Source organism: Streptomyces sp. NPDC054757 (genome assembly GCF_053612185.1).
In genome coordinates this window covers 26117-48912 of sequence record NZ_JBSHBW010000036.1, presented here as the reverse complement: position 1 = coordinate 48912, position 22796 = coordinate 26117, and the positions used below count along the sequence as shown (strand labels likewise).

Here is a 22796-nt window from a genome sequence, read left to right as displayed (position 1 = left end):
GACCCTGTACGAGAAGCCACTCACGCCGGCCGGCGCCGAAGAACCCGCCAGGGGAGAAGCCGGTCGCATGTTCCAGATGATCACCGGTTACTGGGTGACACAAGTGGTGTGCACGGCAGCGGAGTTGAACGTCGCCGATCACCTTGACTCCGGGCCTGTCAAGGCCGCGGAGCTGGCAAAGGCGGAGTCTCTCGATCCCGTGGCGGCCTTCCGTTTCTTACGGGCCTGCCAGGCCGTGTCTCTGGTGACGTGTGAGGACGGCGAGAACTTCGCGGCCACCCCGCTGCTGCGTACGCTCCGGACCGGTCGGGGGTCCCTTCGCGATCTCGCCCTGTGGGGTGGCATGACCTCCCACTGGCAGCCCTGGGGACGCCTGACCGAGGCGATACGCTCCGGTGAACCTCAGGCACCAGCGGTGATGGGACAGGACCTGTTCGGCTACTTCGCTGAACACCCGGAGGAGGGCGACCTGTTCACCGCCGCGATGACCGCGATGACAGACGGCGTTGCGGAGCACCTCGCCGATGTCATCGACGTCTGCGGAACGGAGACCGTCGTGGACGTCGGAGGAGCCGCGGGCGCTTTCGTACAGACCCTGATGACCCGGCATCCGGAACTGCGAGGGGCGGTGCTCGACCTGCCGCACGTCGCCGACGCCGCCGCGGCATCGGCGGCCCGCGCCGGTGTCGCCGACCGTTTCTGTTTCACGGGGGGCGACTTCTTCGACTCGGTTCCGGCCGGGGACGTCTACCTGCTGAAGTACGTCCTGCACGACTGGGACGACGAATCGGCCGTCCGTATCCTGCGGACCTGCTTGAGGTCCCTCAATCCCGGCGGTCGCATCCTGGTGGCAGAACTGGTGGTCGACACCGATGACGCCTCGGGTCTGCCGCCGTTGATGGACCTCAATATGCTGACGCTCTCCAACGGCGGACGGGAACGCAGCCGCTCCGAGTTCGAATCGCTTTTCCGCGCGGCGGGACTGCGTCTTGGCCGGGTGACGCCGTCCGCCTCCCTGATGTCCGTCGTGGAGGCCGTTCCGGCGTAGTCACATCCAGTCCCGGGGTGTGGGGCGCGCGGCCGTTCTCGCCGGGCCTTGTCGGGATGTCCACGGGACTGGTTCCGGCCCCGGACACGCGGTACGCCCGGATCACCACGCCGTACGCCCGGACCACGCGCTGCGGGAGTGCGCGGGCGCCGGGCGCGTGGCCGTGTTCAGCTTGCCGTCCAGTCGGCGTTCGCGCCGCACAGCACCACGCACGGCAGTTGTCCGGGCACCCGGCCGGCCAGCCAGGCGGCGAAGGACGCGGCAGCCGCGGGCTCGACCGCGATCCGGCACTCCTCCCACAGGCGGTCGCGGGCCTCCAGGATCTCCGCGTCGCTGACGAGCACCGACTCCACACCGTACGGAGCCACGATGCCGAACGGCACCTCACCGATCTGCGAAGCCCCCAGCGCGGACGAAGCGACCGAATCCACCGGGGAGTTCACCGGCTTCCCCGCCACGAGTGCATCGTGCAACGAGCGGCAGCCGTCCGGTTCGACCGCCACCACACGGCGTCCGCCCGCCGCGAGCGCCGTACCGGCGGTGAGCCCGCCGCCGCCCGCGGCGACGGCGAACGCGTCCGTCCCGGGAATATCGGCGACCACTTCAGCTGCCAGGGTTCCCTGCCCCGCGACGACCGCCGGGTCGTTGTACGGGTGGAGGAAGCGGAAGCCGGGCTCGGCCGCGGCCTTCTGCGCCGCCTCCGCTGCCTCGGCGAACGTGGCTCCGTGCCGCACCAGCAGGGCGCCGGCCTCCTCGATGCGCCGCGCCTTCGCCTCGGGTGCGGTCTCGGGGAGATAGACGGTCGCGGGGACACCGAGCAGCGCGGCAGCGGTGGCGACCGCGAGACCGTGATTGCCGCCGGAAGCGGCGACGACATGATCGTCCGAGGTCCGGTCCAGCATCGCGTTGACCGCTCCGCGCAGTTTGAACGAACCGCTGCGCTGCAGATACTCCAGCTTCAGGACGACACGGCGTCCGTCGATCTCCAGGTCCAGCAGGGGAGTACGGCGGACATGGGGGCGGATTCTGGCGGCGGCGGCCGCGACGTCGCCGGCCGAGAGCGTCTCGATCTGGTTCATGCTCCCCATCCTCGCCAGGCCGGGCCGCCGGAACCAAACAGGGTTGCCGTACCCGGGCTGCGGTGGCCGACGGGCGTGCTCATGCCGTGGCGGCGGGAGCACGGTCCGTCGCGAGTTTAACGGCCAGGGCGCCGAGTACGGTCCCCATGAGACAGCGCTGGACCCGCAGCCACACCGGGCGCCGTGCGAGAAAGACGGCGATGGTTCCCGCGGCCAGGGCGATGGCCAGGTTCACCGCGAGACTGACCGCGATCTGGATGCCGCCCAGTACGAACCCCTGGAGCAGGACATGCCCGGCGTGCAGATCGATGAACTGCGGGATGAGCGACAGGTACATGATGGCGATCTTCGGGTTCAGCAGATTCGTCACGAACCCCATGGTGAAGAGGCGCAGGGGGGAGTCGGGTGCCAGCTCCTGCGGGGCGAAGACCGACGTACCGCCGGGGCGCATGGCCTGCCAGGCGAGCCACCCCAGATAGGCGGCACCGGCGAGCTTCACCGTCAGATACAGCTCGGGGACGGCCAGGAACACGACGGAGAGGCCGAGGTTGGCCGCGCTGAGATAGACGAGAAAGCCGACTGCCACACCGGCCAGCGATATCACCCCGGCCCGGCGGCCCTGCGTGATGCTGCGGGAGACGAGATACATCATGTTGGGGCCGGGGGTGAGCACCATGCCGAGTGACACCGCTGCTACGCCGAGTACGGCGGATATACCGATCATGGGGCCATGGTCGGTGGAAACCGGGTTGAGCACCAGGCACTTCCGGGCGGTACGGCCCAGCGGTACCGGATGACATGAGACCGGGCCCCGCCCTCTGCCGGGACCCGGTCACCGGAACCGCCGTACGGATCAAGGCAGTTCGGGGCGGTGCGATCAGCCGCCCAGGATGTCCGCGAAGGCCAGCTGCCCCTGGGTCACACCGCTGCAGGTGGGCGAGGCGGCCGTGGTGACGGAACCACAGGACTGGTCACGGTTGACCGACCAGTACGACAGCCGTCCCACGCCGTTGCCTGCCGCCCAGCTCTTCACCGTGGAGGCATCGGCCGTCGAGAAGACAGACCCGTCGTCGTTCACGCCGATCATGGGCGTGATGCCGAGATTGGCGTAGGTGTACCCCGGGTCGACCGACTGCATCTGGCCGAGGGTGGCCTTCGCCGCGCTGATCGCGGCCTGCCCCATGTCCTGGGAGCCCTGGTAGTAGTCCATCGTCATGATGTTCACAACGTCGATCTTGACGCCCGCGTCCTTGGCGGCCTTGAGGATGTTGACGCCGTCGGCCGTGAGGCCGTTGGGCAGGACCGGCAGCGTGACGGAGAACGTCAGCCCCGGGTTCGCCGCCTTGAGGGTCTTCATGGCGCTCATGTTGCGTGCCGCCGCCGCGGTGTCGGCGATGGCCCCGCCCTCGATGTCGAAGTCGAGCGAGCTGGGCCCGTAGGAGTCGATGATCTTCTGGTACCCGGCATTGATCGCGCTCTGGTCCGTACAGCTCCAGGCGAGCGGCAGACCGGCGGCGCCGCCCGACGACACGATCACCGACGCACCCTCGGACTTGGCCTTGCTGATCAGCGGGTCGGTGTACGAGTCGTCGCCCACCGGCAGGGTGTCGCCCCAGATCTGGTTGCATCCGGAGCCGATGACGAATCCGGCCGTGAACGTCTTCACTCCGTGCTGGGTGATCGCGGTGTCCAGCAGCCCTTCCTGGGAGTTGGACATATCGGTGTACGGGGCGAAGCTCGCCGCCGCCTTGGGGCTGACCGGTGTCGCTGACGCGGGACCGGCGGTCAGAGCTGCTCCGGCTACGGCGATTCCGGCAGCCGCGAGAACGGCGCAGGTCCGCGAGGCGGAGATCGTTCGACGTGACGTGGTGGGGGGACGTCGACGCATGGTCCGGTCCTTTCGATGACAGTGGGGGACGTCATCAAGGTGCAGTGGGCCGGGGAAGCAAGGGGTCGGCCTGGGCGACAACTTGACGGCGTGCAGACATGAGATTGGACTAGACCAAGAGGGCTGTCAAGGTTGTGAACCGAAGTCACAGGGAGGGGTGGGGAGAGGTGCGGATGCGGGGCTTGACGTGGACGGTGTGGGTGAACTCCCTGTGTCGACGGGGCCTTTGACGGCCGATCGAGGGGGAGGGCGGCTGATTTCGCCGGGCGCGGGGCCGGGGGAGAGGGTGGAGGAATCCGGTGGCGGCTGCCGCGAGCCCGGCTGCCGAGCGCTGCTGGGTACTGTCGGGCGTGGTTGGGTGCGGTCGGGTGGTCGTACGGCTCGGTCGCCGGTCCGGGGCCTTGGTGGCGCCGAGGGCCTGGAGGCGCGGGCGCCGAGGGTTCTGGATCCGTGGTGCCAGTGCCACTGACCTGGGGCTGGGTGGGGGATGCGAGCCCCGGAGGGTTGGCAAATATCACACAGCGACATACCAACTTAATTCGGACATTTCATCCAAACTCTCCAAAGGGTGCTCCGCGGATACCCCTACGGTGGTTCTGATCCAGGGACGGGTATCCCAGGTCGGCTCGCACTGTCGCAGCCGGCCCCCGTCCGGCGACTCCCACCGCGGGCCACGCCCCGGGTTCCGGGCTGTCCACCGCAAGGCCCTCCTGCCGGGCGGAACACCACCGAAGCAGCGGTCGACCGGCCTTTTGGCCCGGTCGTGCGAGGTCGGACGCGACGGACCTCGGACCACCGCGGGAACAGGACGTACCTTCATGCACCGATCACGCATACCGACCTGCACGCGGCGCGGAATCGCCGCTTCGGTGGCAGCCGGAGTGCTGCTCACCCCCCTGGCCGGGGTAGGCGCGGCCTCGGCGAGCACCGCAGAGGCCCCGAAGGGTGCCACCGGCTCGGCCAGCGCCTCCGTAGGCGGCTCGAAGGTCGTCTGTACTTCGCAGAAGCCCGGTCTGGCCCCCGAGCTGTCGCACGACATCGCCGGCGCGCTCAAGGGCCGCAAGGACGCGTCGGCGCTGGCCGTCTACGACCGGAAGACCAGGACCAGCTGTGGATTCAAGGACAGCGCGCACTTCGACTCGGCGAGTGTGGTGAAGGTCACGGTGCTGGGGACGCTGCTGCGGGAGGCGGAGGAGTCGCACCGCAAGCTGACCGCGCGCGAGGTGAAACTGTCCACCGCGATGATCACGAAGTCCGACAACGACTCCACCTCCGCTCTCTGGCGCCAGCTCGGGGTGGCCCGCGTCAAGCACTTCCTCGGCCTCGCCAAGATGCGGCACACCGTCCCGGGTGCGGACGGCACGTGGGGCCTGACCCAGATCACCGCGGCCGACCAGCTCACCCTCATGAAGCTCCTCTCGACGAAGAATCCGGTGCTGAACGAGAGCTCACGTGGTTACGCCCTGGGGCTGATGGCCAAGGTCGAGGCGGACCAGAAGTGGGGGGTGCCCACAGGGGCGCCGGCGACCGCCGCGACGCATGTCAAGAACGGCTGGCTCTCCCGTGCGACCCACGGGTGGCGGGTGCACAGCGTCGGCTTCTTCACCGGGCATGGCCACGACTACGGCATGACGGTTCTCTCCAGCGGAAACAGCACGATGGGGTACGGCATCGACACTATCGAGGGCGCCTCCCATGTCATCCACCGCGATCTGAACAGCAAGGTCCGGGCGGCGGCGGGCCACTGAGCCGGGGCGCCTGAGCGGTGGCCCTTGAGCGGTTGCCCCTGAGCAGCGGCGCCTGAGCGGTGGCTCCGCTTCTCCTGAGCCGCGTTCGTGATCCGCTGATCCGCATGGCCCGGCCCCTTAGGTATGGTGTCGTTGATACCTGCTGTGCGGCGGGCCGGGCTATGCGGTACGAAGCAATCCGTATCCGAGGGCGAGTGATCATGGCGGACGAGCTGGGGCATCCGAGCCCTGAGGAAATGGACATCGGCAAGGTCCTGACGGCCCTTTCCGACCCGTTGCGCCGCCGTGTGGTGACGGAGCTGATCGCTGTCCCGGGTGAGCCGGAGCGTACCTGCGCCTCGTTCAACCTGCCGGTCTCGAAGTCGACTTGCACCCATCACTTCCGGGTGCTCCGCGAGTCGGGACTGGTGACCGACGTGGACTACGGCAACCGCCGTGGAGTGCGGCTCAGGCGGCTGGAGGTCGAGCAGCGCTTCCCCGGCCTGCTGGGTCTGCTGGCCCAGGAGGCCGGGGCTGCCCGTCCGGCTGCGTGACCTGGCGGCCCTCCCCTGAGAGACCGCGCCTTCCCCATGGAGGACCGCAGCTCTTCGCTCGTCGCGCTCCCCGCTGCCAAGGTCGCGCCCCGGCCCGCCCGTTCAGCGGCCGATGCTCCTCGGCGTGCGGCGGCGCAGCCACTCCCAGAACCTGCGGCGTGGGGGCCGGGCGATGATGTCCCCGCCGCGGGACCGCCCGGAGACATGCACGCGCAGGATGGTGGGGATGTCGGGGGTGGCGGCCGGCCGCATCTTGATGTCGCCGCTGCTGCGCTCCAGGCCGTCCACGTCGACCACGACGCCGGGCCGGGTCACCAGGATCAGATTGCCCCCGATCCGCAGGTCGACATCGATGTGCAGAGCACCGTGGGTGATCACCGCGTCGGTGAAGTCCAGCTTCGCATCGCCGAACATCAGCCGGATCTCCATGCGGAGGGGGACCAGCCAGCGACCGGTGCGGCTGACATCGCCGAAGCGCTGATCGATCCGGACCAGTTCCCTCGCCTGCGGGGGCATCGCGTCCGACGGCAAGTCGGCCGTCAGCTCGGCCAGTTGGTCGAGGGTGCGGGCCGACAGGGCTACGTCCAGGCGCTCGTCCAGCTCCGCTGCGGTGATCCGGCCGTCACCGGCGGCGACCTGCAGGATCTCGACCACCTGGTCCCGCTCACGGTCGGATGCCCGCAGACCGGGAGCGGTACTGCTCTTGGCGGAGTCGCCCGCCGGTCTCGGTTCACCCGTCATGCCCGCATTCTGGTGGACGGCCCGATGCCCTGCAACAGCGGTCAGTGAAGCGCGGTCCGGGCTCTCCGGCCAGGAGGCCCACCACGCCGGGGCCCCCAGTACGCCCGGGGCCGCCCAGTACGCCGGGGCCGCCCGGCAGGCCGAAGGCCCCGGCGGCCAACGGCCGGGGCTTCAGCGGAATCGGGGCCCGGGGGCCGGCACTACGGGACGATCCTCTGCTTGCGGAACTCGTCGAAGATGGAGAAGAACATCTGCTCGGTCTCCGCGTACTCGTGGAAACCGGCCCGACGTGACTTCGACGTGTCGGCGAACATGTCGTAGTCCAGTCCGAAGACGAAGTCGCCGAAGTTCCAGCAGGAGACCTCCTCATAGGAGTGGGTGAGACCGTACCTCGCCGACATCTCGTTCCAGAGCGCCTCCTTGTCCGCCATGACAGTGGTGAGAGACATCTGCAGGGGCGGGGCGACATCCATCTCGAAGTACGCGGCGATCTTGGGCCACATCTCCTCCCACCGGAACAGATCGCCGTTGGCGATGTTGAAGGCCTGGCCCTCACCGTTCGGATCGGTCGCCGCCCAGACCGTCGCCTTCGCGAGCAGGCCGGCGTCCGTCATCTCGAAGAGACCGGTATAGGCGCCGGTCTTTCCCGGGAACCGCAGGGGCAGCCCGAGTTCCTTGGAGATGGACGCGTACACGGCGATGACCAGGGCCAGGTTCATCGGGTTCCCGAGAGCGGCCCCGCCCACCATCGAGGGCCGGATCGCCGACCACGTCCAGGACTTCCCCCGGCTCCTGCCTTCCAGGAAGGACTGCTGGTCCACGTTGAACTCCGGGGGCATGTGCCCTGCGTCGCTCTCCCGGGCCGGTGTCTTGAACGGCCCCAGGTGTGCGCCGTAGACCTTGTACCCCTGCATCAGGCTGATGTGCCGCAGACCGGTCGCCGCCGGCTCGACCGCGTCGACGGAGTTCACCAGCATGGCGAGGTTGGGCGGTACCAGCTCGGCCCAGGTCGGCCGGTCCTGGAACGCCGCGTAGAAGATGTGTGTCACCTCGGTCAGTCCGCCCAGCTTTTCGCGGGCGTCTTCTGGGTCGAGCAGATCCACGGCGATATAGCGGATCCGTCCGGTGTCCGTGCCACCGCGCCGGGAAGCTCCGATGATCTCCCAGCCGTCGAGGCCGGCGAGGTGGTGGATGATGTCGCGGCCGACAACCCCGTTCGCCCCGATGACCAGGGCGACTCTGCGTTCCGGATTCATGGTCCTGCTCCTGAAGTTGACCGTGCACACCCGTTTGGTACGACTGAATTCGTACCTGTGCAGTGAATCACGCCTTCAGGTACGGCGCAAGCCGTACCTGCGGACAAGTGCCGTGCCAGTCAGCGCCGTTCGAGTCCGTGTCGAGGACCAGGGGTGTCCGGGGCAGGGAGGGCGAACACGACCTGTGCCCGTGTCGGCTGATCTAGAGTTCCCAGGTCAGTACCCGTCACTCGATGACCTGAGAAGGAAGCACGGATTATGCCGACTGAGACGTTCGAGTTTCAGGTGGAAGCGCGCCAGCTTCTGCAGATGATGATCCACTCGATCTACTCGAACAAGGACGTGTTCCTGCGTGAACTCGTCTCCAACGCCTCCGACGCGCTCGACAAACTTCGTATCGAAGCCCTGCGCGACGACTCCATCGGCGCCGATGTGTCGGATCTCCACATCGCCCTGGAGCCGGACGAGAAGGCTCGTACGCTCACCGTGCGCGACAACGGCATCGGTATGTCGCACGACGAAGTGGTCCAGCTCATCGGCACGATCGCGAACTCGGGCACCGCCAGGTTCCTGCAGGAGCTCAAGGAGAAGGAAGCGAAGGAAGCGGAGGGCTCCGCCGCTGCCGACGGGCTGATCGGCCAGTTCGGGGTCGGTTTCTACTCCAGCTTCATGGTGGCCGACGAGGTCACCCTGCTGACCCGTCGCGCGGGCGAGAGCCAGGGCACCCGCTGGGTGTCGACCGGTGAGGGTACGTACACCATCGAGACCGTGGATGACGCTCCGCAGGGCACCGCAGTCACCCTGCGGCTCAAGCCGGAGGACTCCGAGGACCGGCTGTACGACTACGCGTCGCCGTGGAAGATCCGGGAGATCGTCAAGCGCTACTCGGACTTCATCACCTGGCCCGTCCGGCTCGTCACCGACCCGGCGGCAGGCGACGCGGACAGCCCGGAGACGGCGGCAGCCGGTGAGGAGGGCGCCGAGGAGGCCGCCCCGGCCGGGCCCGAGACGCTGAACTCGATGAAGGCGCTCTGGGCACGCTCCCGTGACGAGGTCACGGACGACGAGTACCACGAGCTCTACAAGCACATCAGCCACGACTGGAACAGCCCCCTCGAAATCATCAGGCTGCAGGCCGAGGGGACCTTCGAGTACCAGGCGCTGCTGTTCATCCCGGCCCACGCTCCGCAGGACCTGTTCACGCAGGGCTACCAGCGCGGTATCCAGCTGTATGTGAAGCGCGTCTTCATCATGGACGACTGCGAAGCGCTGATGCCGCCGTATCTCCGCTTCGTCAAGGGCGTCGTCGACGCACAGGACCTGTCGCTCAACGTGTCGCGTGAGATCCTCCAGCAGGACCGGCAGATCCAGCTGATGCACCGGCGGCTGGCGAAGAAGGTGCTGTCGACCGTCAAGGACATGATGTCCGGCGAGCCGGAGCGCTACGCCACGTTCTGGCGGGAGTTCGGCCGTGTCCTCAAGGAAGGACTGCTGAGCGACTTCGAGAACCGGGACGCCATCCTCGGAGTCTCCTCGTTCGCCACCACCCACAGCGAGGACGAGCCGACCACCCTGCGCCAGTACGTGGAGCGCATGAAGGACGGCCAGGAGCACATCTTCTACCTCACGGGGGAGACCCGCCAGGCCATCGAGGGCTCCCCGCACATGGAGGCGTTCCGGGCCAAGGGCATCGAGGTGCTCCTGCTCACCGATCCCGTGGACGAGGTGTGGGTCGAGGCGGTCCCCGAGTTCGACGGCAAACAGCTGCGGTCCGTCGCCAAGGGCGAGGTCGACCTCGGCACCGAGGAGGAGAAGAAGGAGGCCGGCACCGAACGCGAGAAGCAGCAGCAGGAGTTCGAGTCCCTGCTGACCTGGATGACGGCGAAGCTGAGTGAGAACGTCAAGGAGGTACGCCTCTCCTCGCGCCTCACCGTCTCACCCGCGTGCATCGTCTCGGACACCCACGATGTGACGCCCGCGCTGGAGAACATGTACCGGGCCATGGGCCAGGAAGTCCCCCACATCAAGCGCATCCTGGAACTCAACCCGGGCCACCCGCTGGTCACCGGATTGCAGAAGGCGTACGCCGGGCGGACCGACGACACCGGCCTCGACAGCCTCGAAGAGGCGGCGGAGCTGCTGCACGGTATGGCGCTGCTGGCCGAGGGCGGCGAACTGACCGATCCGGCACGCTTCGTCAAGCTGCTGGCCGACCGTCTGGAGCGCACTCTCTAGCCGCACACCGGTGCCCGGTGCCGCGACTCCGGCCGCGGCACCGGGCACCGGGCCTTGGCGTCGGGCCCGTGTCCGGTGCCCCATGTCTGCTGTTCGGTGCCTGGTGCCTGGTGCCTGGTGCCTGGTGCCCGGTGTCCGGAGGGGCGTTCCGCTGCGGGGGACGCCCCTCCGATCCGGCTGGCGGTTGGGCGCCGGAGCTTTTCCTTCGGCCTTCCTCAGCGCATGGCACCTCAGTGCATGGCACCTCGGCGCACGACACCTCAGCGCATCGGCACCTGGTGCGTCAGCCAGCGGAAGACCTCCGGGACCTGCTGTTTCCAGACCGCGGTGGAGTGTCCGCCGGCCCCGCCCGGCAGGCGCACCGCCTGTACGGTCGTCGGGCGTTTCGCCGCCTGGTGGAGGGCCAGTGCCCCCTGGAATCCGTCGCCCGGCGCACCGGAGACGAACAGCGCCACCCTGGGCGGGACCCGGTCGTGCTGGAGGATCTTCCACGGGTTGTTCCGGTCGCGCAGCTGAAGGGTCCGCGCCGTCAGGGAGGCCGGCTCGCCGACCGGGTCGTTGTAGCCGGACAGACCGACCGCGGCGCGGTAGCGGTCCGGGTGCTTGACACCCAGCTCGACCGCGCAGTGGGCGCCCGCCGAATAGCCGGCGACGGCCCAGCCGGCCGCCCGCCGGTCGGCACGGAACGTGTCCGTCACCATCTTGCGTACGTCAACGCTGAGCCAGGTGTCGGCGTTGACCTTGCCGGGAATGTTGGCGCAGCCGGTGTCGGCGTTGCCCAGCAGTGTCGTACGGGGTGCGACGATGATGTACGGGGCCACCTCACCGCGCCGCATCATCGGCGCGAGCTGTGTGTTGACGTTCAGCGCCCCGAACCAGGCACGGGCCGACCCGGGATAACCCGGGAGCACCTCGACCACGGGGAAGTCGCGGTGCCGGTAGGCCGGCCGGCCGTACTGCGGCGGCAGCCATACGTAGACCTCGCCCGACACCCCCGATATCCGCCCCTTGAGCTGGGTGACCTGCACCCCGGGCCCCATCCGGGGGTCGCCCGCCGGGTGGAACGCCTGCTTGATCCGGGGCTCGCTCCTGACGGACTTGCCACCGGTTCCGTCCGGGCCCAGATCGGCGGCGGCGTTCACATGGCTGCCGGTACCGAGGAGATCGCCCCAGGTGTCGTAGAGCCCGTTGGAGTTGTTGACGATCACGAACACCAGGAGGACCCCGGTGGCCTGGACGACGAGCAGCATGCCCATGCGCGCGGTGTGCCGCACGGCCCCCGGGCCTCGGATACGGCTCCAGAACAGCAGCGGAAGGGCGAGTGCCGCAACCACCAGCACGATCGACGTCAGGAAGAAGGGTGTCCCCGTAAGGCTCATCAGATTCTCGTCTCCGGATAACAAGGGGCCGCGGCGGCATCGCTGCCCGTCCCGGGCCCCGGTCCGGTGAAGGAGATGTCCGCGTGGGGGCCGGGGTTCCCGATCCGTACGGATCAGAGCCGGGCCGCGCCCGGAACCGGGCCCGGACGTACAGCGCATCGACCGGCCCGGTCCTCCCGACGGTGCTTCTCCCGCCGCCTGCCGCCGCCCGCCGGCGGTCTTCCGCGCCGGGCCGGTACGGGCTAGTCTCCGGACACCGAGACCCACGAGGAGCCAGCACATGCCCGGTCGTCCGCGCACGCGTTGACGCTTTGGGCCGCCGAGCGGCCCGTCATCGCGTGCTGCCCGCTCTGCGCGGCACAGCGAGCCTTTCCCTGCCTCACCACCGGTGCCCCGCTGGGCGCGCCAGGTGGCGGTCCTCGTTCCCGGTACCCCAGGGGCACACTGTGTCGTCCGGCTCCTCTTCATCCGCTGTACCCCGTGCGGGTCTGCCCGCCCCCTCCGGCCTGTGGCGGGACAGGGACTTCCGCAGGCTCTGGCTCGGCCAGGCGGCCTCCCAACTCGGCGAACAGACAAGCCTGGTGGTCCTGCCACTGGTCGCCGTACTGACCCTCGGCGCGGACCCGGGCCGGCTGGGCGTCCTGCGCGCGGTGGGGCAGGCTCCGGTCCTGCTGCTCTCGCTCTTCGCCGGCGCCTGGGTGGACAGGAGCCGGACCCGCACGGTGATGATGCTGACGGACGCGGGCCGCGCGCTGGCCCTGGGCGGCGCCGCACTGGCTGGGCTCCTGGGTGGGCTCGGCCTGCCGGCGCTGCTCCTGGTCACCTTCGCCACCGGGTCCCTCTCCGTGTACTTCGACGTGGCGTACCAGGCGTCCCTCGTACGGCTGGTACGGCGCGATCAGCTGGTGCGGGGCAACAGTGCGCTGGAGGGCTGCCGGTCCGCCGCCCAGATCGGCGGACCCGCGCTCGGCGGCGCGCTGGTCTCGCTTCTGCAGGCGCCCGCCGGGACCGCGTGCAGCGCTGCGTTCTTCGTGCTGTCGTTCGTCTCGATCGGGCGGATCCGCCGCCGCGAAGTGATCCCGCCGGCCCCACGGGTGACTTCGGCCCCACTAGTGACATCGGCCCCACCGGTGCCGTCGGCCACCAAGAACCTGGCGCGCCCCATGCGGGTGTGGTCGCGGATCCACCAGGGGCTGCGCTGCGTGGCCCGTGACAGCCGGCTGCGGGCCGTGGGCCTTGCGTCGGGCGCCTTCCAGTTCTCGTTCGCCGCCGTGATGACCGTCTATCTGCTCTTCCTGCCCAGGGAACTGCATCTGTCCGGCGCCGCCGTCGGGCTGGCACTCGCCGCGACGGGGCCGGGTGCGCTCCTCGGGTCGGTGCTCGCCGCCCGCCTGCCGGGCCGGTACGGGCACGGCGCGGTGCTGGTGTGCGCCGCCCTGCTCGGGGACGGCGCGCTGCTGTGCGTGCCGTCGCTGCACAGCCCCGCACCGATGACGATGGCCGTGCTTCTGGCGGTCAACTTCGTGTTCGGTACCTGCGGCCAGCTCGTGAACGTCACCGTCATGGCTCTCCGTCAGGCCGTCACCCCTGAGGGCATGCAGGGGAGGGTGTCGGCGACCATCACGTTCGCCGGGATGGGCCTGGCCCCGCTGGGTTCCCTGCTCGGTGGCTGCGTCGCAGAGCAGTGGGGGCTGCGCACCGGTCTCCTGGTGGCGGTCACCGGCATGCTGGCCTCCCCGGCCCTGATGGCCCTGTCACCGCTCGCCCGGGTGGGACGGACGCTGCCGGGCCCGAGGGTGCCCGGCTGACGGTGCGCCCTCTCTCCGGTGTCGTGGCTGCGCACTCTGACCGAGCCGGGCCTGCCCGCACCCGCTGCAAACGGCCCGGCTCAGCAATACGGGGCTTGACAGGTGAGCGCGGCCGCCACCCTGGTCCAGACGCCGAAGAGCCGGGAGAGGCCGGGCAGGGTGCCGCCGGTCCGGACGGTGCGGCTGTCGACCGGCGTGACGCCGGGGATCCCGAGCAGCGTGGCGGCGACCGCGGACGACTGCCAGCGGGCGGCGAGTGTGAACGTACGGTGGTGGGCCGCTGGGGCCGCACCGGTGGCCAGGCCGGTGAGGCTGTCGGCTGCCGCGTCCTCGGTGGCCCGGCGAGCTTCACCCACCGGGCGCAGCTCGGCGGCGAAGCGGTCGCGCGCGTACTTCACCGCGACACCGGACCGTGACGCCTTCCATACCCGCGCTGATGTAGACCCGCATCCCGCTCCCTCCGCGTAGACACGCTCTCCGTAGACACGCCGGCATGCTGTCACCTCGGCGGCGGTGAAGGCGAGGGAGGTCCACCGGCCCACGAGGCCAACCCGGTTGTGGCCACGGGAGATGACGCGCACGGACACAGGGCCGCTCCACATGGCATCTGCTCACACCCGGACGACCACCCGGCGGTTCCCGTGCACGCCCCCACCGCTCGCCACGCGGCCTGCTGCGAGCTCAGCTCGCCTCAGCCGCGCCAGACGTTGACTCCCTTGCGTCACTACCGTGTTGGGGTTCCGAGCAGCCCCGTGTCACGACGGCCGTCCGCCGAACTGCCAGTTGTGCACCTCGATCGCGGCATACCGGTCCGGGGTCAGGAGGGCCCGCGCCGTGTCCGGGCCGGGTGCCCGGACCAACGCCGCCGTGCCCAGCCAGGTGACACCGTCGTCGGCCAGCAGCGGCCCGTACGCGATCAGCTCGTCCCGGCAGGACGGCACCGCGAGATCAGCGGCCGGTCCCGCGCCGAGACCCAGTACGAGGTACCGGTTGCCTCCGGTCCGGCCGCCGGGGTAGTCCCACATGGTGCGCCCCAGCAGGTTGCGCCACCGGCGCACCAGCACGTCCCGGTAGGCGCCCGCCTGGTAGTTCGGCTCCTCGAAGGCGAACGCACGGGCTGCGGCGGCATCGGGAAGATCGATGATGTGCACGCTGCCGGTCGGCGTGTCCCCGTCGTCCGCGAGGGTGGGGCCCCGGGCGATCATCTCTTTCGGGAACTGGTCCATGTAGGACCAGTGGGCTTCCAGCAGCTCGTTCCGGAGCGCGGCGGAGCCGGGCCGGTCGCGGTGATAGCAGAAGAACTCCATGTCTACATGATCTCTTCAGAGGGGCGACCAGGGCGAACGGATTTGTGCGACATCCTGCAAGCTCCCCCCAACCCCATTCGGCTACCCCGAAGTTCGCACAGCTCGCCTCAAGTTCACGCAGTACTCCCGAACCCCCGCCCATGGATGTGCGGCGGTCTCCGCCTGTGGGACACCCAACCCGGGCGGCCTCGGACCCCGGGCGCTCAACGGCGGTACGCGGCCATCGCGAGCCCGACGAACGAGCGGATCAGCGGGTTGGTGTCGCCCTCCCTCCACACCGCGACCACCCGGCTCGGTGCCATGTCGGCCAGCGGAACCACAGCCAGCTCCTCGGGCAGGTCGTGTCCGAGCGGGGCCAGGCCGACCGTGCTGTTCCAGAGCACGGCATGCAGGCACTCCTGGACGACGCGCACCACCGGGCCCTCGCGCGGCTCGCCGCCGCTCCAGTACGACTGCCAGGCAGGATCGGTCCCCCGGGGAAACCGGAACCACCGGCGGCCCGCCAGGTCGGCCAGGACCAGATGGTCGCGACGGGCCAGCGGGTCGTCGGCGCGCAGCACCACGCCGACCGGATCGGTACGCAGCTCACGCACGGCCAGGGCGGTGTCGTCGAACGGTCCACGGGTCAGCGCGACATCGACCAGCCCGGCGGTCAGCCCGCAGGTCGGGTCGGTCAGGTCGGCGTCGCGGATGCGGATGTCGACGCCGGGGTGGCTGCGGCGGAACACTGCCGCCGTCCCGGTGATGCCGGGGTCGGTTCCGTCGCCCAGAATGCCGACGGTGAGAGTCGCCGTCCCGGCCGCAGCGCTCACCCGGAGGCGGGCACGCTCGGCCTGGTCGAGCAGGGCCCGCGCCTCGTCGAGCAGCACGCTTCCCACCGGGGTGAGCGTGACCCCGGCGGCTGAGCGGGCAAACAGCAGGGCCCCGGTCTCCGCCTCCAGCCGCTTGACCGCCCGGCTCAGCGGCGGCTGGCTCATATGCAGCCGGGCGGCGGCCCGGCCGAAGTGGAGTTCTTCGGCGACCGCCACGAAGTAGCCCAGGGTACGTAGCTCCACGCTGCAACGATACCCGCGAGGTATCGGCTTGGCGTAACGGGTCTTGGACACTCGCGGGGTCCGGGCGGTGCACTCGGACCATGACCGAAGAAGCGAACACCAGCGCACCGCGGTCCGGCCCCGCCGTATCGGTGGTCGACCCCGGAGACGGGGAGACGATCGTCATGGGCACCACGCACATGCGCGTCCTCGAAGACGGCAGCCACACCGGGCACCGCCTGGGGATCACCGAGTCCGTCCTCGCCCCGCACACACCGGGGCCGCCGCAGCACCGCCACGCGCAGCACGACGAGGGTTTCTACATCATCTCCGGCACGGTGCGGTTCACCGTCGGGGACGAGGACCACGACGCCACCGCGGGCACACTCGTGGTGGTCCCGCCCGGCGCCCCGCACACCTTCGCCAACCGGACCGGCCAACCGGCCGTCATGCTCAGCATCTTCACGCCCGACCTGTACGTGCAGTACTTCCGGGACCTCCAGGCCCTGGCCGCCGACGGCAGGGCGCCGGAGCCCAAGGCCGTACTCCGCACGATGAACCGCTATGCCACCGAGCCCGCTGCCGATTTCGCCTGAGGCGGGCGGGCCACCCAGGAGTGGTGACCACGAAAGGACCTCATGACCCTCGCCTACTGGATCGTCGCCGGACTGCTCGCCCTGTTCTACCTCTACGCGGGCGTGCTCAAGATGATCCGCAGCCGCGATCAGCTCCGTCCGATGATGGCCTGGGTGGACCGCATACCGCTGCCCGCCGTCCGGGCGCTCGGAACCATCGAAGTCCTGGGCGCCGTGGGGCTGGTGGTGCCGCCCGCGACCGGCATCGTGCCCTGGCTGGCCCTGGCCGCGGCCATCGGGTTCGTGCTCCTGCAGATCGGTGCGGTCACCGTGCACCTGACCGGTGCGGACCGCCAGATCATGCTCAACGCCGGCCTTCTCGCCGCCGCGGCCGTGGCGGTCTGGCTCGCTGCCGGTGGGTGGTGAACGGACAGGGCCGCCGCGGAAGCGCACGGCCACGACGAACCGTCTCACCGGTGCGCGCGGGGCGGTGCCATGATGGGGGAGTGCCCTTCCCTGACGAGTCGGCTCCCGTGGCCGTGGTGGACTACCGGCCCCAATGGCCTCTGGAATTCGCGGTGTTGGCCGATACGCTGCGTACCGTTCTCGGCGACCGGGCGGGCGCGATCGACCACATCGGATCCACCGCAGTGCCGGGACTCGCGGCGAAGGACTGTGTGGACATCCAGATCCAGGTCGATGCCCTCGACGAGGACCGCCAGAGCGAGATCCTGACCGCGATCGGCTTCCGCCGCAGGCCCGAGCCCTGGAACCGGTCGGAGATCTCCGGAGGCCAGGAGTGCCGGAAGCTGGTCTTCGCCCCGCCGGCCGGTGCACGCCGATGCAATGTCCACGTACGGGAGGAGGGCGCGCCGAACACCCGCTTCGCCCTCCTCTTCCGTGACTTCCTGCGCGCCGACGAAGCCGCCCGTCAGGCGTGGGGGGCGTTCAAGAAGCGCCTGGCCGTCACCGTGCCCGACCTGTCCGATTACGGGCAGATCAAAGCACCCGCCACGGTTGTGCTGATGGCGGCAGCGGAACGCTGGGCCACCGCGACCGGCTGGCACCCGGGCCCGGGGAGGAATGCCTGAGGCGAGCGGTCGTTCGCCCGCCGTCGGCACCGCATCCCCCTGTGTGGTCATCGACGCGGTCATCGGCCGGGCCGGGGCGTGCCGTCGCGGGCCGCCGCCTTCGTACCCGGGTCGCTGAATCCGTCCGCCACTCCGCGGCGCTCAGGCCGCCGCGCGCGGCCTGACCCGCCCCGGACCGCAGCCCTGTCGGAAGCTCCGGAGCCTCGGGTGACCTCGTCGTCCGGGGCTTGGTCGTGTTCCGGGGGGATCGGCCCGTCGTTGGTGGCAGCGACAATTGGCGGGCCCCGGCTTTGGCGCGCACGACGAGGACGGTCCCGGTGACACCCCCGTACGTTGTGCCGACCAGGCGCGAACGGAGAGTGGAGCCCAGGATGACCGAACTGATCCCGCCGGAAACCACGCGGTCGGCGCCCGGGGCGGGCAGACGCACGCTCGGCGTGCTGCCCCTGGTCGGAATCTTCTTCTTCACGGTGTCCGGAGGCCCCTTCGGTCTTGAAGCCTCACTCTCCAGCGCTGGTCCGGGCATGGCCCTGCTGATGATCGTCCTGGTGCCGGTGGTCTTCGGCGTGCCGAACGCGCTGGTGGCAGCGGAGCTGAGCGCCGCGATCCCGGTCGACGGCGGCTACTACTACTGGACGAAGATCGCGCTCGGCAGAGGCGCGGCCTTCGTGTTCGGAGCCTGGAATTCGATCGGGTCGGTGCTGAACCTCGCCCTCTACCCGATCCTGCTGGTCGACTACCTGGCCACCTGGGTCCCGGACATCGCCCGCGGGAAGGGACTGGTGATCGTGGACCTGTTCCACGGTGGTTTCGTCGTCGACCTGCACTGGATCGTCACCGTCGCCCTCATCGTCCCGATGGCGTACCTGAACTACCGCGGCTCCAAGGCGGTGAGCGAGTACTCGGTCGGGATGATGCTGCTGATCCTCGCACCGTTCGCGGTGCTGACGGTCCTCGGCATCCGGCATGCGATCGGCCACGGGATCAACGTGCTCTCGCCCTTCATGGTGCCGGGGCAGAGCGTCCACTCGTCGGTGGCCGGCGCGCTGAGCGTGATCGTGTGGCTCTACCTCGGCTTCGACGGCCCTAGCACCGTACTGGGCGAGGTCGCCGACGCGCACCGGACCTACACCCGGGCCCTTGCCATCTCGGTTCCGCTGATCATCACCGCCTATCTGCTGCCCACCATCGCCGCCATCGGCAGCGGGCTGCACCAGGGCTCGCCCGCCGACTGGGCCGAGGGCGACTTCGTCGTGGCCGGCGACGCCCTGGGCGGAATCTGGCTGAAGGTGCTGATCTCCCTGGGATCGGCGCTCTCCCTGGTGGGGCTGTTCATGGCGATCCTGCTGACGAGCACCCGGGTCCCGCGGGCGCTCGCCGCGGACGCGTATCTGCCACGCTGGATGGCCCGCGACAGCAAACGGTTCAACACGCCGGTGGGCGCGCTGCTTGCGAGCACCACCGTCGTCGTCGTGCTCTCCGCCGTCGACTTCAGCTCGATCCTGCGCGCCACGGTGCTGCTCACCCTGGCCTCGATCCTGCTGGAATTCGTGGCCTTCCTGGTCCTGCGCTGGAGGTATCCGCAGATGCTCCGGCCGGTCCGGGTCCCCGGCGGCTGGCCCGGCGCGGTCCTGGTCGTCGCGCTGCCCACGGCGATGATCGTGTATCTGGCGTGGAGTACGGCGGTCGACGAGGCCGCGACGTTCGGCATGAGTCTCGCGGTGGCGCTGCTGGCCGTGCTGCTCTACCCGCTGTGCCGACGGTTCGTCAAAGGCGGCCGGCCGGACGCGGAGATCGACTCCTCCCGGGTCGAGCTGGGTCCGGACAGGTTCAGGGGATTCGGTTCGAAGAAGGCAGGCGTCTGATGGATGTGCAAGGGGAACTCTCCGGGCTTGCGGAGCGGTTGCGGACCCGGTGGCCGGTGCCGGGCATCGCGATCAGCGTCGTCGACGAAGCCGGTGAGTCCGCGTTCGTCACCGCGGGATTCGCGAACGCGGAGTCCGGCACGCCGGTCTCCCGCCGAACGCGGTTCGAGATCGGCTCCATCAGCAAGACCTTCACCGCCTTCCTGATCGGCATCCTGGCCGACGAGGGGAAGGTGGACATCGACGCGGCGGTCGCCGACCACCTGCCCTGGTTCGCCCCGAACGGCGGCTCCCGCGCGATCACCGTCCGGCACCTCCTGCACCACACCTCCGGCCTGGTGGCCGGGGCCGACGCGCTGCCCGACGCCGCCGCACGCGGCTACGCGCTGCGCGACGCGAGGACCTGGGCCGAACCGGGCGAGCTGTTCCACTACTCCAACGAGGGCTACAACCTGCTGGGGCTGATCGTCGAGCAGGTGACAGGGGAATCGCTGGCGGACGCCATGGCCGGACGGCTGCTGCGGCCCCTGGGCATGCGCGAATCGGCGGCGCGGATCACTCACGAGGACATCGCCGACGGGGACATCAACAGACTTGCCACCGGGTACCGGTTCCTGCGCGACGACCGCCCGCCGCTGCCCTCGGCCCCGCTCGCACCGGCCGGCTTCTTCGAGTATTCGGCGGCAGACGGCAACGTGCTCGCAACCGCTTCCGACCTGGGCCTGTTCGCCCGCATGCTGCTGGGCCGGGGCACCCTGGACGGCACCAGGATCATCAGGCGGGAGCGTTTCCGCCAGATCGTCACGTTGCCCCCCGGCGCGGTCGGTGCCGGCTATGCGCTCGGCGTGGACGTGGAAGTGGTCGACGGCCACACCTGGCTGACGCACGCCGGCGGAATGGTCGGCTACCGCTCGTACCTCGCCGTCGACACCGACGGCGGACACGGCGTCGCCGTGCTGACCAACGCACCCGGCGAGTGCCGGATCATCGACCGCTTCGCCCGCCATGCGCTCGCCGTCGTCCAGGGAGCCCCGGCGGACCCGGCGCTGTTCGACCCGGAGCGGATCCCCGGCGCCCGGCGTTACGCCGGAACCCACGGAACGACGCCCCGTCAGATCCGCGTCGAGGCAACGGGGGACGACGGTCTGTCGCTCACATCGGACGAGGTGACAGGCAGGCTGTACGACACGGGGGACGGGCGGCTGGTGTGCGATCACCCAGGATGGTCCGCCTACCACCACTCACTGGACGGACGCTGGCTCTACGGACCCGAGTCCCTGGGCCCCGGCCCCGCCGCGCCGGACGGTCCTCCGCCTGCACTCGCAGGTCACTACCGGAGCTACACCCCCTGGTATCCCGGCTTCAGCATCGTGCAGCGGGCGGGACGCCTGCACATGATCGCCGCGACCGGCGTGGAAGCGCCCGACGACGAACCGGAACTTGTCCCGCTCGACGACGGGACGTTCCGCATCGGAGCCGACCCCCGGCTCCCGGAACGCCTGACGCCCGGCCCCACCCTGGACGGCGCTGTGCTCTGGGTCGACCTGGACGGATGCCGCTACACGCGCTCGTTCCGCGATCAGCCGGAGCCCTGAGAAGCGCCCGTCCGCAGCTCGCGCACCCGGAGCTGGAGGTGTGCGAGCAGCATGGCGTCGGCATCCGCGAAGTCAAGACCGGAGACCTCGCGGATACGGCGCAGCCGGTAGCGCATGGTGTTGGGGTGGATGTGCAGGGCCTCCGCCGCGGTGTCGGTGGCTCCCGCCGCGGCGAGATAGGCGGCCAGGGTCGCCGTCAGCGGCCCGTCCCGGCCCTCTTCCTGACGCAGCCGGTGCAGCGCGCCGCCCGCGTCCGGCAGACCGAGCGCCTCGGTCGCGTCGGCGAGGTGCAGCAGCAGCACCGCCAGCGCCATCTCCTCCACGGTGCGCACGGCCGCTCCCCGGACGGCCGGATGCCGCAGCGCCCGCAGCGCTGCGTCCGCCTGCGCCCGCACATCGGCGATCCGCCCCGTCGATCCGGCCGGGCCGCCGACCGCGACCACATAGTCACCGGCCAGTGGGGTCCGCGCGAGGAAGTCACGGGCCAGCGCGACGGCCGACTCCAGGGCCGTGGCATGTTCCGGAGGCCAGGCAGCCAGTACGTACACCGCTCCGGTCCCTGCCACCACGGCCGAACGAGGATGCACGGCCGCCAGGAAGTACTCCAGCGTGTCCGCGAACCGGCGCAGCCCGGCGGCGTCCAGCGCGTCGGAGTCCGTGCTCCCCGCCGGCCGCGGGGCCGCGGCCAGAACGCAGACCGGGCCGGAGCCCAGCTGCAGTCGGCTCGCTTCCACCGGGTCGGCCGCCCCGCCGAGTACCGCGGCGGCCAGCTCGCCGCGCTGACGGCGGGCGTAACTGGTCTCCGTACGCAGGCCGACCAGCTGCAGCGCGACCACGGGCGCGAATTCGCGCAGCCGGGCTGCGGCCGCCTCGTCGAACGGCCCGCTGACCGCGGCCCAGAGGTAGCCGACGACGTCCGAACCGGCCCGGACCGCGATCGCCAGCCTGGCCAGCTGGTCCGCCCCGACCGGCTCCATGTACACCGGTCCGGTGCTGGCATGGAGCCGCTCGAACTCCTGGCGCTCGCGCTGTTCGGCGAGCGTCCGCTGGTGCACGGCCCGCCCCAGGATGGTCTCGATCCGCTCGGAGTCGGTCCGGTCCTGCCCCTCCGACCAGGCGACCAGCGCGGAGAAGCGGTCCTCGATGGTGACCGGGGCGCCGACGGCCTCGTAGACCGCGTTCGCCAGAGCGAACAACTCCGCGCCGCTGCCGGCCGAGCGCACACGCGTCCTCGCGTACTCAAGCAGTTGCTCACGGACGGTCGTCGCCACATGCATCCACGACGCGTCCCGGTTGACCTCGATGACCGCCAGCCGGTCGTCGGCCGACGGCGGCACCGGGGCCTTCACCGCCAGCACCTCCGCGCCGGCCTGCCGCATGGCCGCGGTCAGCTCGCGCAGCTCGGCCTCCGTGGTCACGCCGACCCCCAGCACCACGCACCCCGGTCCGAGCTGGGCCGGCGCACCCGGGGCATGGATGGCGATGTCGGTGAGCGACCCACCGCCGCCGGTGCCCTCCTGGACCAGGCGCAGCAGCGCCGGGCCGATGTTGTCCACGAGCTGACGGACGGGCAGGTGCCCCCGAGCGCCGGACTCCCGCATGATGCACCCCCGA

At 70.2% G+C, this 22796-nt stretch carries 20 protein-coding genes; 10 read left to right on the top strand and 10 right to left on the bottom strand.

The genetic code is table 11. The features are described from left to right. The first annotated feature begins 67 nt into the window (after window positions 1–67). Window positions 68–1048 carry a methyltransferase gene (locus tag ACWGKJ_RS30625; protein WP_385030429.1) on the top strand — a complete coding sequence of 327 codons (981 nt, stop codon included), beginning with the start codon at window positions 68–70 and terminating at the stop codon, window positions 1046–1048. A 167-nt stretch (window positions 1049–1215) separates the two neighbouring features. On the opposite strand, the gene ACWGKJ_RS30620 is transcribed toward ACWGKJ_RS30625, so the two are convergent. The 3 genes from ACWGKJ_RS30620 to ACWGKJ_RS30610 form a co-directional block, all read right to left on the bottom strand. Next, window positions 1216–2127: a serine/threonine dehydratase gene (locus ACWGKJ_RS30620; RefSeq protein WP_385030432.1), complete on the bottom strand. Its 912-nt coding sequence runs from the start codon at window positions 2125–2127 to the stop codon at window positions 1216–1218. Between the two features lie 79 nt (window positions 2128–2206). After that, window positions 2207–2851: a LysE family translocator gene (locus ACWGKJ_RS30615; protein WP_385030435.1), complete on the bottom strand. Its 645-nt coding sequence runs from the start codon at window positions 2849–2851 to the stop codon at window positions 2207–2209. Between the two features lie 153 nt (window positions 2852–3004). After that, complete coding sequence (locus ACWGKJ_RS30610; protein WP_385030438.1) at window positions 3005–4015, bottom strand: chitinase; 1011 nt, start codon at window positions 4013–4015, stop codon at window positions 3005–3007. Window positions 4016–4833: 818 nt separating this feature from the next. Here ACWGKJ_RS30610 and ACWGKJ_RS30605 point away from each other — a divergent pair. Continuing rightward, window positions 4834–5763 (top strand): serine hydrolase, encoded by a 930-nt coding sequence (locus ACWGKJ_RS30605; RefSeq protein ID WP_385030441.1) that lies wholly within the window; start codon window positions 4834–4836, stop codon window positions 5761–5763. A 200-nt stretch (window positions 5764–5963) separates the two neighbouring features. Further along, the gene (locus ACWGKJ_RS30600; protein WP_385030444.1) at window positions 5964–6296 is read left to right on the top strand and encodes an ArsR/SmtB family transcription factor; all 333 of its coding nucleotides are present in this window, start codon (window positions 5964–5966) and stop codon (window positions 6294–6296) included. A 102-nt stretch (window positions 6297–6398) separates the two neighbouring features. Here the strand turns inward: ACWGKJ_RS30600 and ACWGKJ_RS30595 are convergent, their stop codons facing one another. Together ACWGKJ_RS30595 and ACWGKJ_RS30590 are read right to left on the bottom strand one after the other, a co-directional pair. Continuing rightward, window positions 6399–7037, bottom strand: coding sequence for a DUF1707 SHOCT-like domain-containing protein (locus ACWGKJ_RS30595; RefSeq protein WP_385030447.1), 639 nt, complete (start codon window positions 7035–7037; stop codon window positions 6399–6401). Window positions 7038–7237: 200 nt separating this feature from the next. Next, window positions 7238–8293, bottom strand: coding sequence for an SDR family oxidoreductase (locus ACWGKJ_RS30590; RefSeq protein WP_385030450.1), 1056 nt, complete (start codon window positions 8291–8293; stop codon window positions 7238–7240). A gap of 258 nt (window positions 8294–8551) precedes the next feature. On the opposite strand from ACWGKJ_RS30590, the gene htpG reads away from it, so the two are divergent. After that, window positions 8552–10528 carry a molecular chaperone HtpG gene (gene htpG / locus ACWGKJ_RS30585; RefSeq protein ID WP_385030453.1) on the top strand — a complete coding sequence of 659 codons (1977 nt, stop codon included), beginning with the start codon at window positions 8552–8554 and terminating at the stop codon, window positions 10526–10528. Between the two features lie 260 nt (window positions 10529–10788). Here htpG and ACWGKJ_RS30580 read toward each other — a convergent pair whose 3' ends face one another. Next, complete coding sequence (locus ACWGKJ_RS30580; RefSeq protein ID WP_385029028.1) at window positions 10789–11907, bottom strand: alpha/beta hydrolase; 1119 nt, start codon at window positions 11905–11907, stop codon at window positions 10789–10791. 446 nt (window positions 11908–12353) lie between these two features. On the opposite strand from ACWGKJ_RS30580, the gene ACWGKJ_RS30575 reads away from it, so the two are divergent. Further along, a complete protein-coding gene (locus tag ACWGKJ_RS30575) occupies window positions 12354–13715 on the top strand; it encodes an MFS transporter (protein WP_385029031.1) in 1362 nt (453 codons plus the stop codon). A gap of 80 nt (window positions 13716–13795) precedes the next feature. Here the strand turns inward: ACWGKJ_RS30575 and ACWGKJ_RS30570 are convergent, their stop codons facing one another. The 3 genes from ACWGKJ_RS30570 to ACWGKJ_RS30560 all read right to left on the bottom strand — a co-directional run bounded on the left by ACWGKJ_RS30570 (window position 13796) and on the right by ACWGKJ_RS30560 (window position 16077). Next, window positions 13796–14113, bottom strand: a complete 318-nt coding sequence (locus ACWGKJ_RS30570; RefSeq protein WP_385029034.1) for a M55 family metallopeptidase — start codon at window positions 14111–14113, stop codon at window positions 13796–13798. Between the two features lie 357 nt (window positions 14114–14470). Further along, on the bottom strand, window positions 14471–15022 hold the full coding sequence (locus ACWGKJ_RS30565) for a YciI family protein (RefSeq protein ID WP_385029037.1): 552 nt from the start codon (window positions 15020–15022) through the stop codon (window positions 14471–14473). Window positions 15023–15225: 203 nt separating this feature from the next. Then, a complete protein-coding gene (locus ACWGKJ_RS30560) occupies window positions 15226–16077 on the bottom strand; it encodes a LysR family transcriptional regulator (RefSeq protein WP_385029040.1) in 852 nt (283 codons plus the stop codon). An 80-nt stretch (window positions 16078–16157) separates the two neighbouring features. On the opposite strand from ACWGKJ_RS30560, the gene ACWGKJ_RS30555 reads away from it, so the two are divergent. The 5 genes from ACWGKJ_RS30555 (at window position 16158) to ACWGKJ_RS30535 (ending at window position 21182) form a co-directional block, all read left to right on the top strand. Continuing rightward, window positions 16158–16652, top strand: a complete 495-nt coding sequence (locus ACWGKJ_RS30555; protein ID WP_385029043.1) for a cupin domain-containing protein — start codon at window positions 16158–16160, stop codon at window positions 16650–16652. Window positions 16653–16694: 42 nt separating this feature from the next. Beyond that, on the top strand, window positions 16695–17057 hold the full coding sequence (locus ACWGKJ_RS30550) for a DoxX family protein (RefSeq protein WP_385029046.1): 363 nt from the start codon (window positions 16695–16697) through the stop codon (window positions 17055–17057). An 80-nt stretch (window positions 17058–17137) separates the two neighbouring features. Next, on the top strand, window positions 17138–17722 hold the full coding sequence (locus tag ACWGKJ_RS30545; protein WP_385029049.1) for a GrpB family protein: 585 nt from the start codon (window positions 17138–17140) through the stop codon (window positions 17720–17722). Window positions 17723–18093: 371 nt separating this feature from the next. After that, window positions 18094–19587: an APC family permease gene (locus ACWGKJ_RS30540; RefSeq protein ID WP_385029052.1), complete on the top strand. Its 1494-nt coding sequence runs from the start codon at window positions 18094–18096 to the stop codon at window positions 19585–19587. Beyond that, window positions 19587–21182 carry a serine hydrolase domain-containing protein gene (locus ACWGKJ_RS30535; protein ID WP_385029055.1) on the top strand — a complete coding sequence of 532 codons (1596 nt, stop codon included), beginning with the start codon at window positions 19587–19589 and terminating at the stop codon, window positions 21180–21182. The genes ACWGKJ_RS30540 and ACWGKJ_RS30535 overlap by 1 nt, the downstream gene beginning before the upstream one ends. On the opposite strand, the gene ACWGKJ_RS30530 is transcribed toward ACWGKJ_RS30535, so the two are convergent. Further along, complete coding sequence (locus tag ACWGKJ_RS30530; protein ID WP_385029058.1) at window positions 21167–22783, bottom strand: helix-turn-helix domain-containing protein; 1617 nt, start codon at window positions 22781–22783, stop codon at window positions 21167–21169. The genes ACWGKJ_RS30535 and ACWGKJ_RS30530 overlap by 16 nt on opposite strands. Window positions 22784–22796 lie beyond the last annotated feature (13 nt).

Excerpts from the sequence above, each read along its gene's own strand:
- ACWGKJ_RS30625 (WP_385030429.1), top strand. The coding sequence starts at position 68 with ATGTTCCAGATGATCACCGGTTACTGGGTGACACAAGTGGTGTGCACG.
- ACWGKJ_RS30620 (WP_385030432.1), bottom strand. The coding sequence starts at position 2,127 with ATGAACCAGATCGAGACGCTCTCGGCCGGCGACGTCGCGGCCGCCGCC.
- ACWGKJ_RS30615 (WP_385030435.1), bottom strand. The coding sequence starts at position 2,851 with ATGATCGGTATATCCGCCGTACTCGGCGTAGCAGCGGTGTCACTCGGC.
- ACWGKJ_RS30610 (WP_385030438.1), bottom strand. The coding sequence starts at position 4,015 with ATGCGTCGACGTCCCCCCACCACGTCACGTCGAACGATCTCCGCCTCG.
- ACWGKJ_RS30605 (WP_385030441.1), top strand. The coding sequence starts at position 4,834 with ATGCACCGATCACGCATACCGACCTGCACGCGGCGCGGAATCGCCGCT.
- ACWGKJ_RS30600 (WP_385030444.1), top strand. The coding sequence starts at position 5,964 with ATGGCGGACGAGCTGGGGCATCCGAGCCCTGAGGAAATGGACATCGGC.
- ACWGKJ_RS30595 (WP_385030447.1), bottom strand. The coding sequence starts at position 7,037 with ATGACGGGTGAACCGAGACCGGCGGGCGACTCCGCCAAGAGCAGTACC.
- ACWGKJ_RS30590 (WP_385030450.1), bottom strand. The coding sequence starts at position 8,293 with ATGAATCCGGAACGCAGAGTCGCCCTGGTCATCGGGGCGAACGGGGTT.
- htpG (WP_385030453.1), top strand. The coding sequence starts at position 8,552 with ATGCCGACTGAGACGTTCGAGTTTCAGGTGGAAGCGCGCCAGCTTCTG.
- ACWGKJ_RS30580 (WP_385029028.1), bottom strand. The coding sequence starts at position 11,907 with ATGAGCCTTACGGGGACACCCTTCTTCCTGACGTCGATCGTGCTGGTG.
- ACWGKJ_RS30565 (WP_385029037.1), bottom strand. The coding sequence starts at position 15,022 with ATGGAGTTCTTCTGCTATCACCGCGACCGGCCCGGCTCCGCCGCGCTC.
- ACWGKJ_RS30555 (WP_385029043.1), top strand. The coding sequence starts at position 16,158 with ATGACCGAAGAAGCGAACACCAGCGCACCGCGGTCCGGCCCCGCCGTA.
- ACWGKJ_RS30550 (WP_385029046.1), top strand. The coding sequence starts at position 16,695 with ATGACCCTCGCCTACTGGATCGTCGCCGGACTGCTCGCCCTGTTCTAC.
- ACWGKJ_RS30540 (WP_385029052.1), top strand. The coding sequence starts at position 18,094 with ATGACCGAACTGATCCCGCCGGAAACCACGCGGTCGGCGCCCGGGGCG.
- ACWGKJ_RS30535 (WP_385029055.1), top strand. The coding sequence starts at position 19,587 with ATGGATGTGCAAGGGGAACTCTCCGGGCTTGCGGAGCGGTTGCGGACC.
- ACWGKJ_RS30530 (WP_385029058.1), bottom strand. The coding sequence starts at position 22,783 with ATGCGGGAGTCCGGCGCTCGGGGGCACCTGCCCGTCCGTCAGCTCGTG.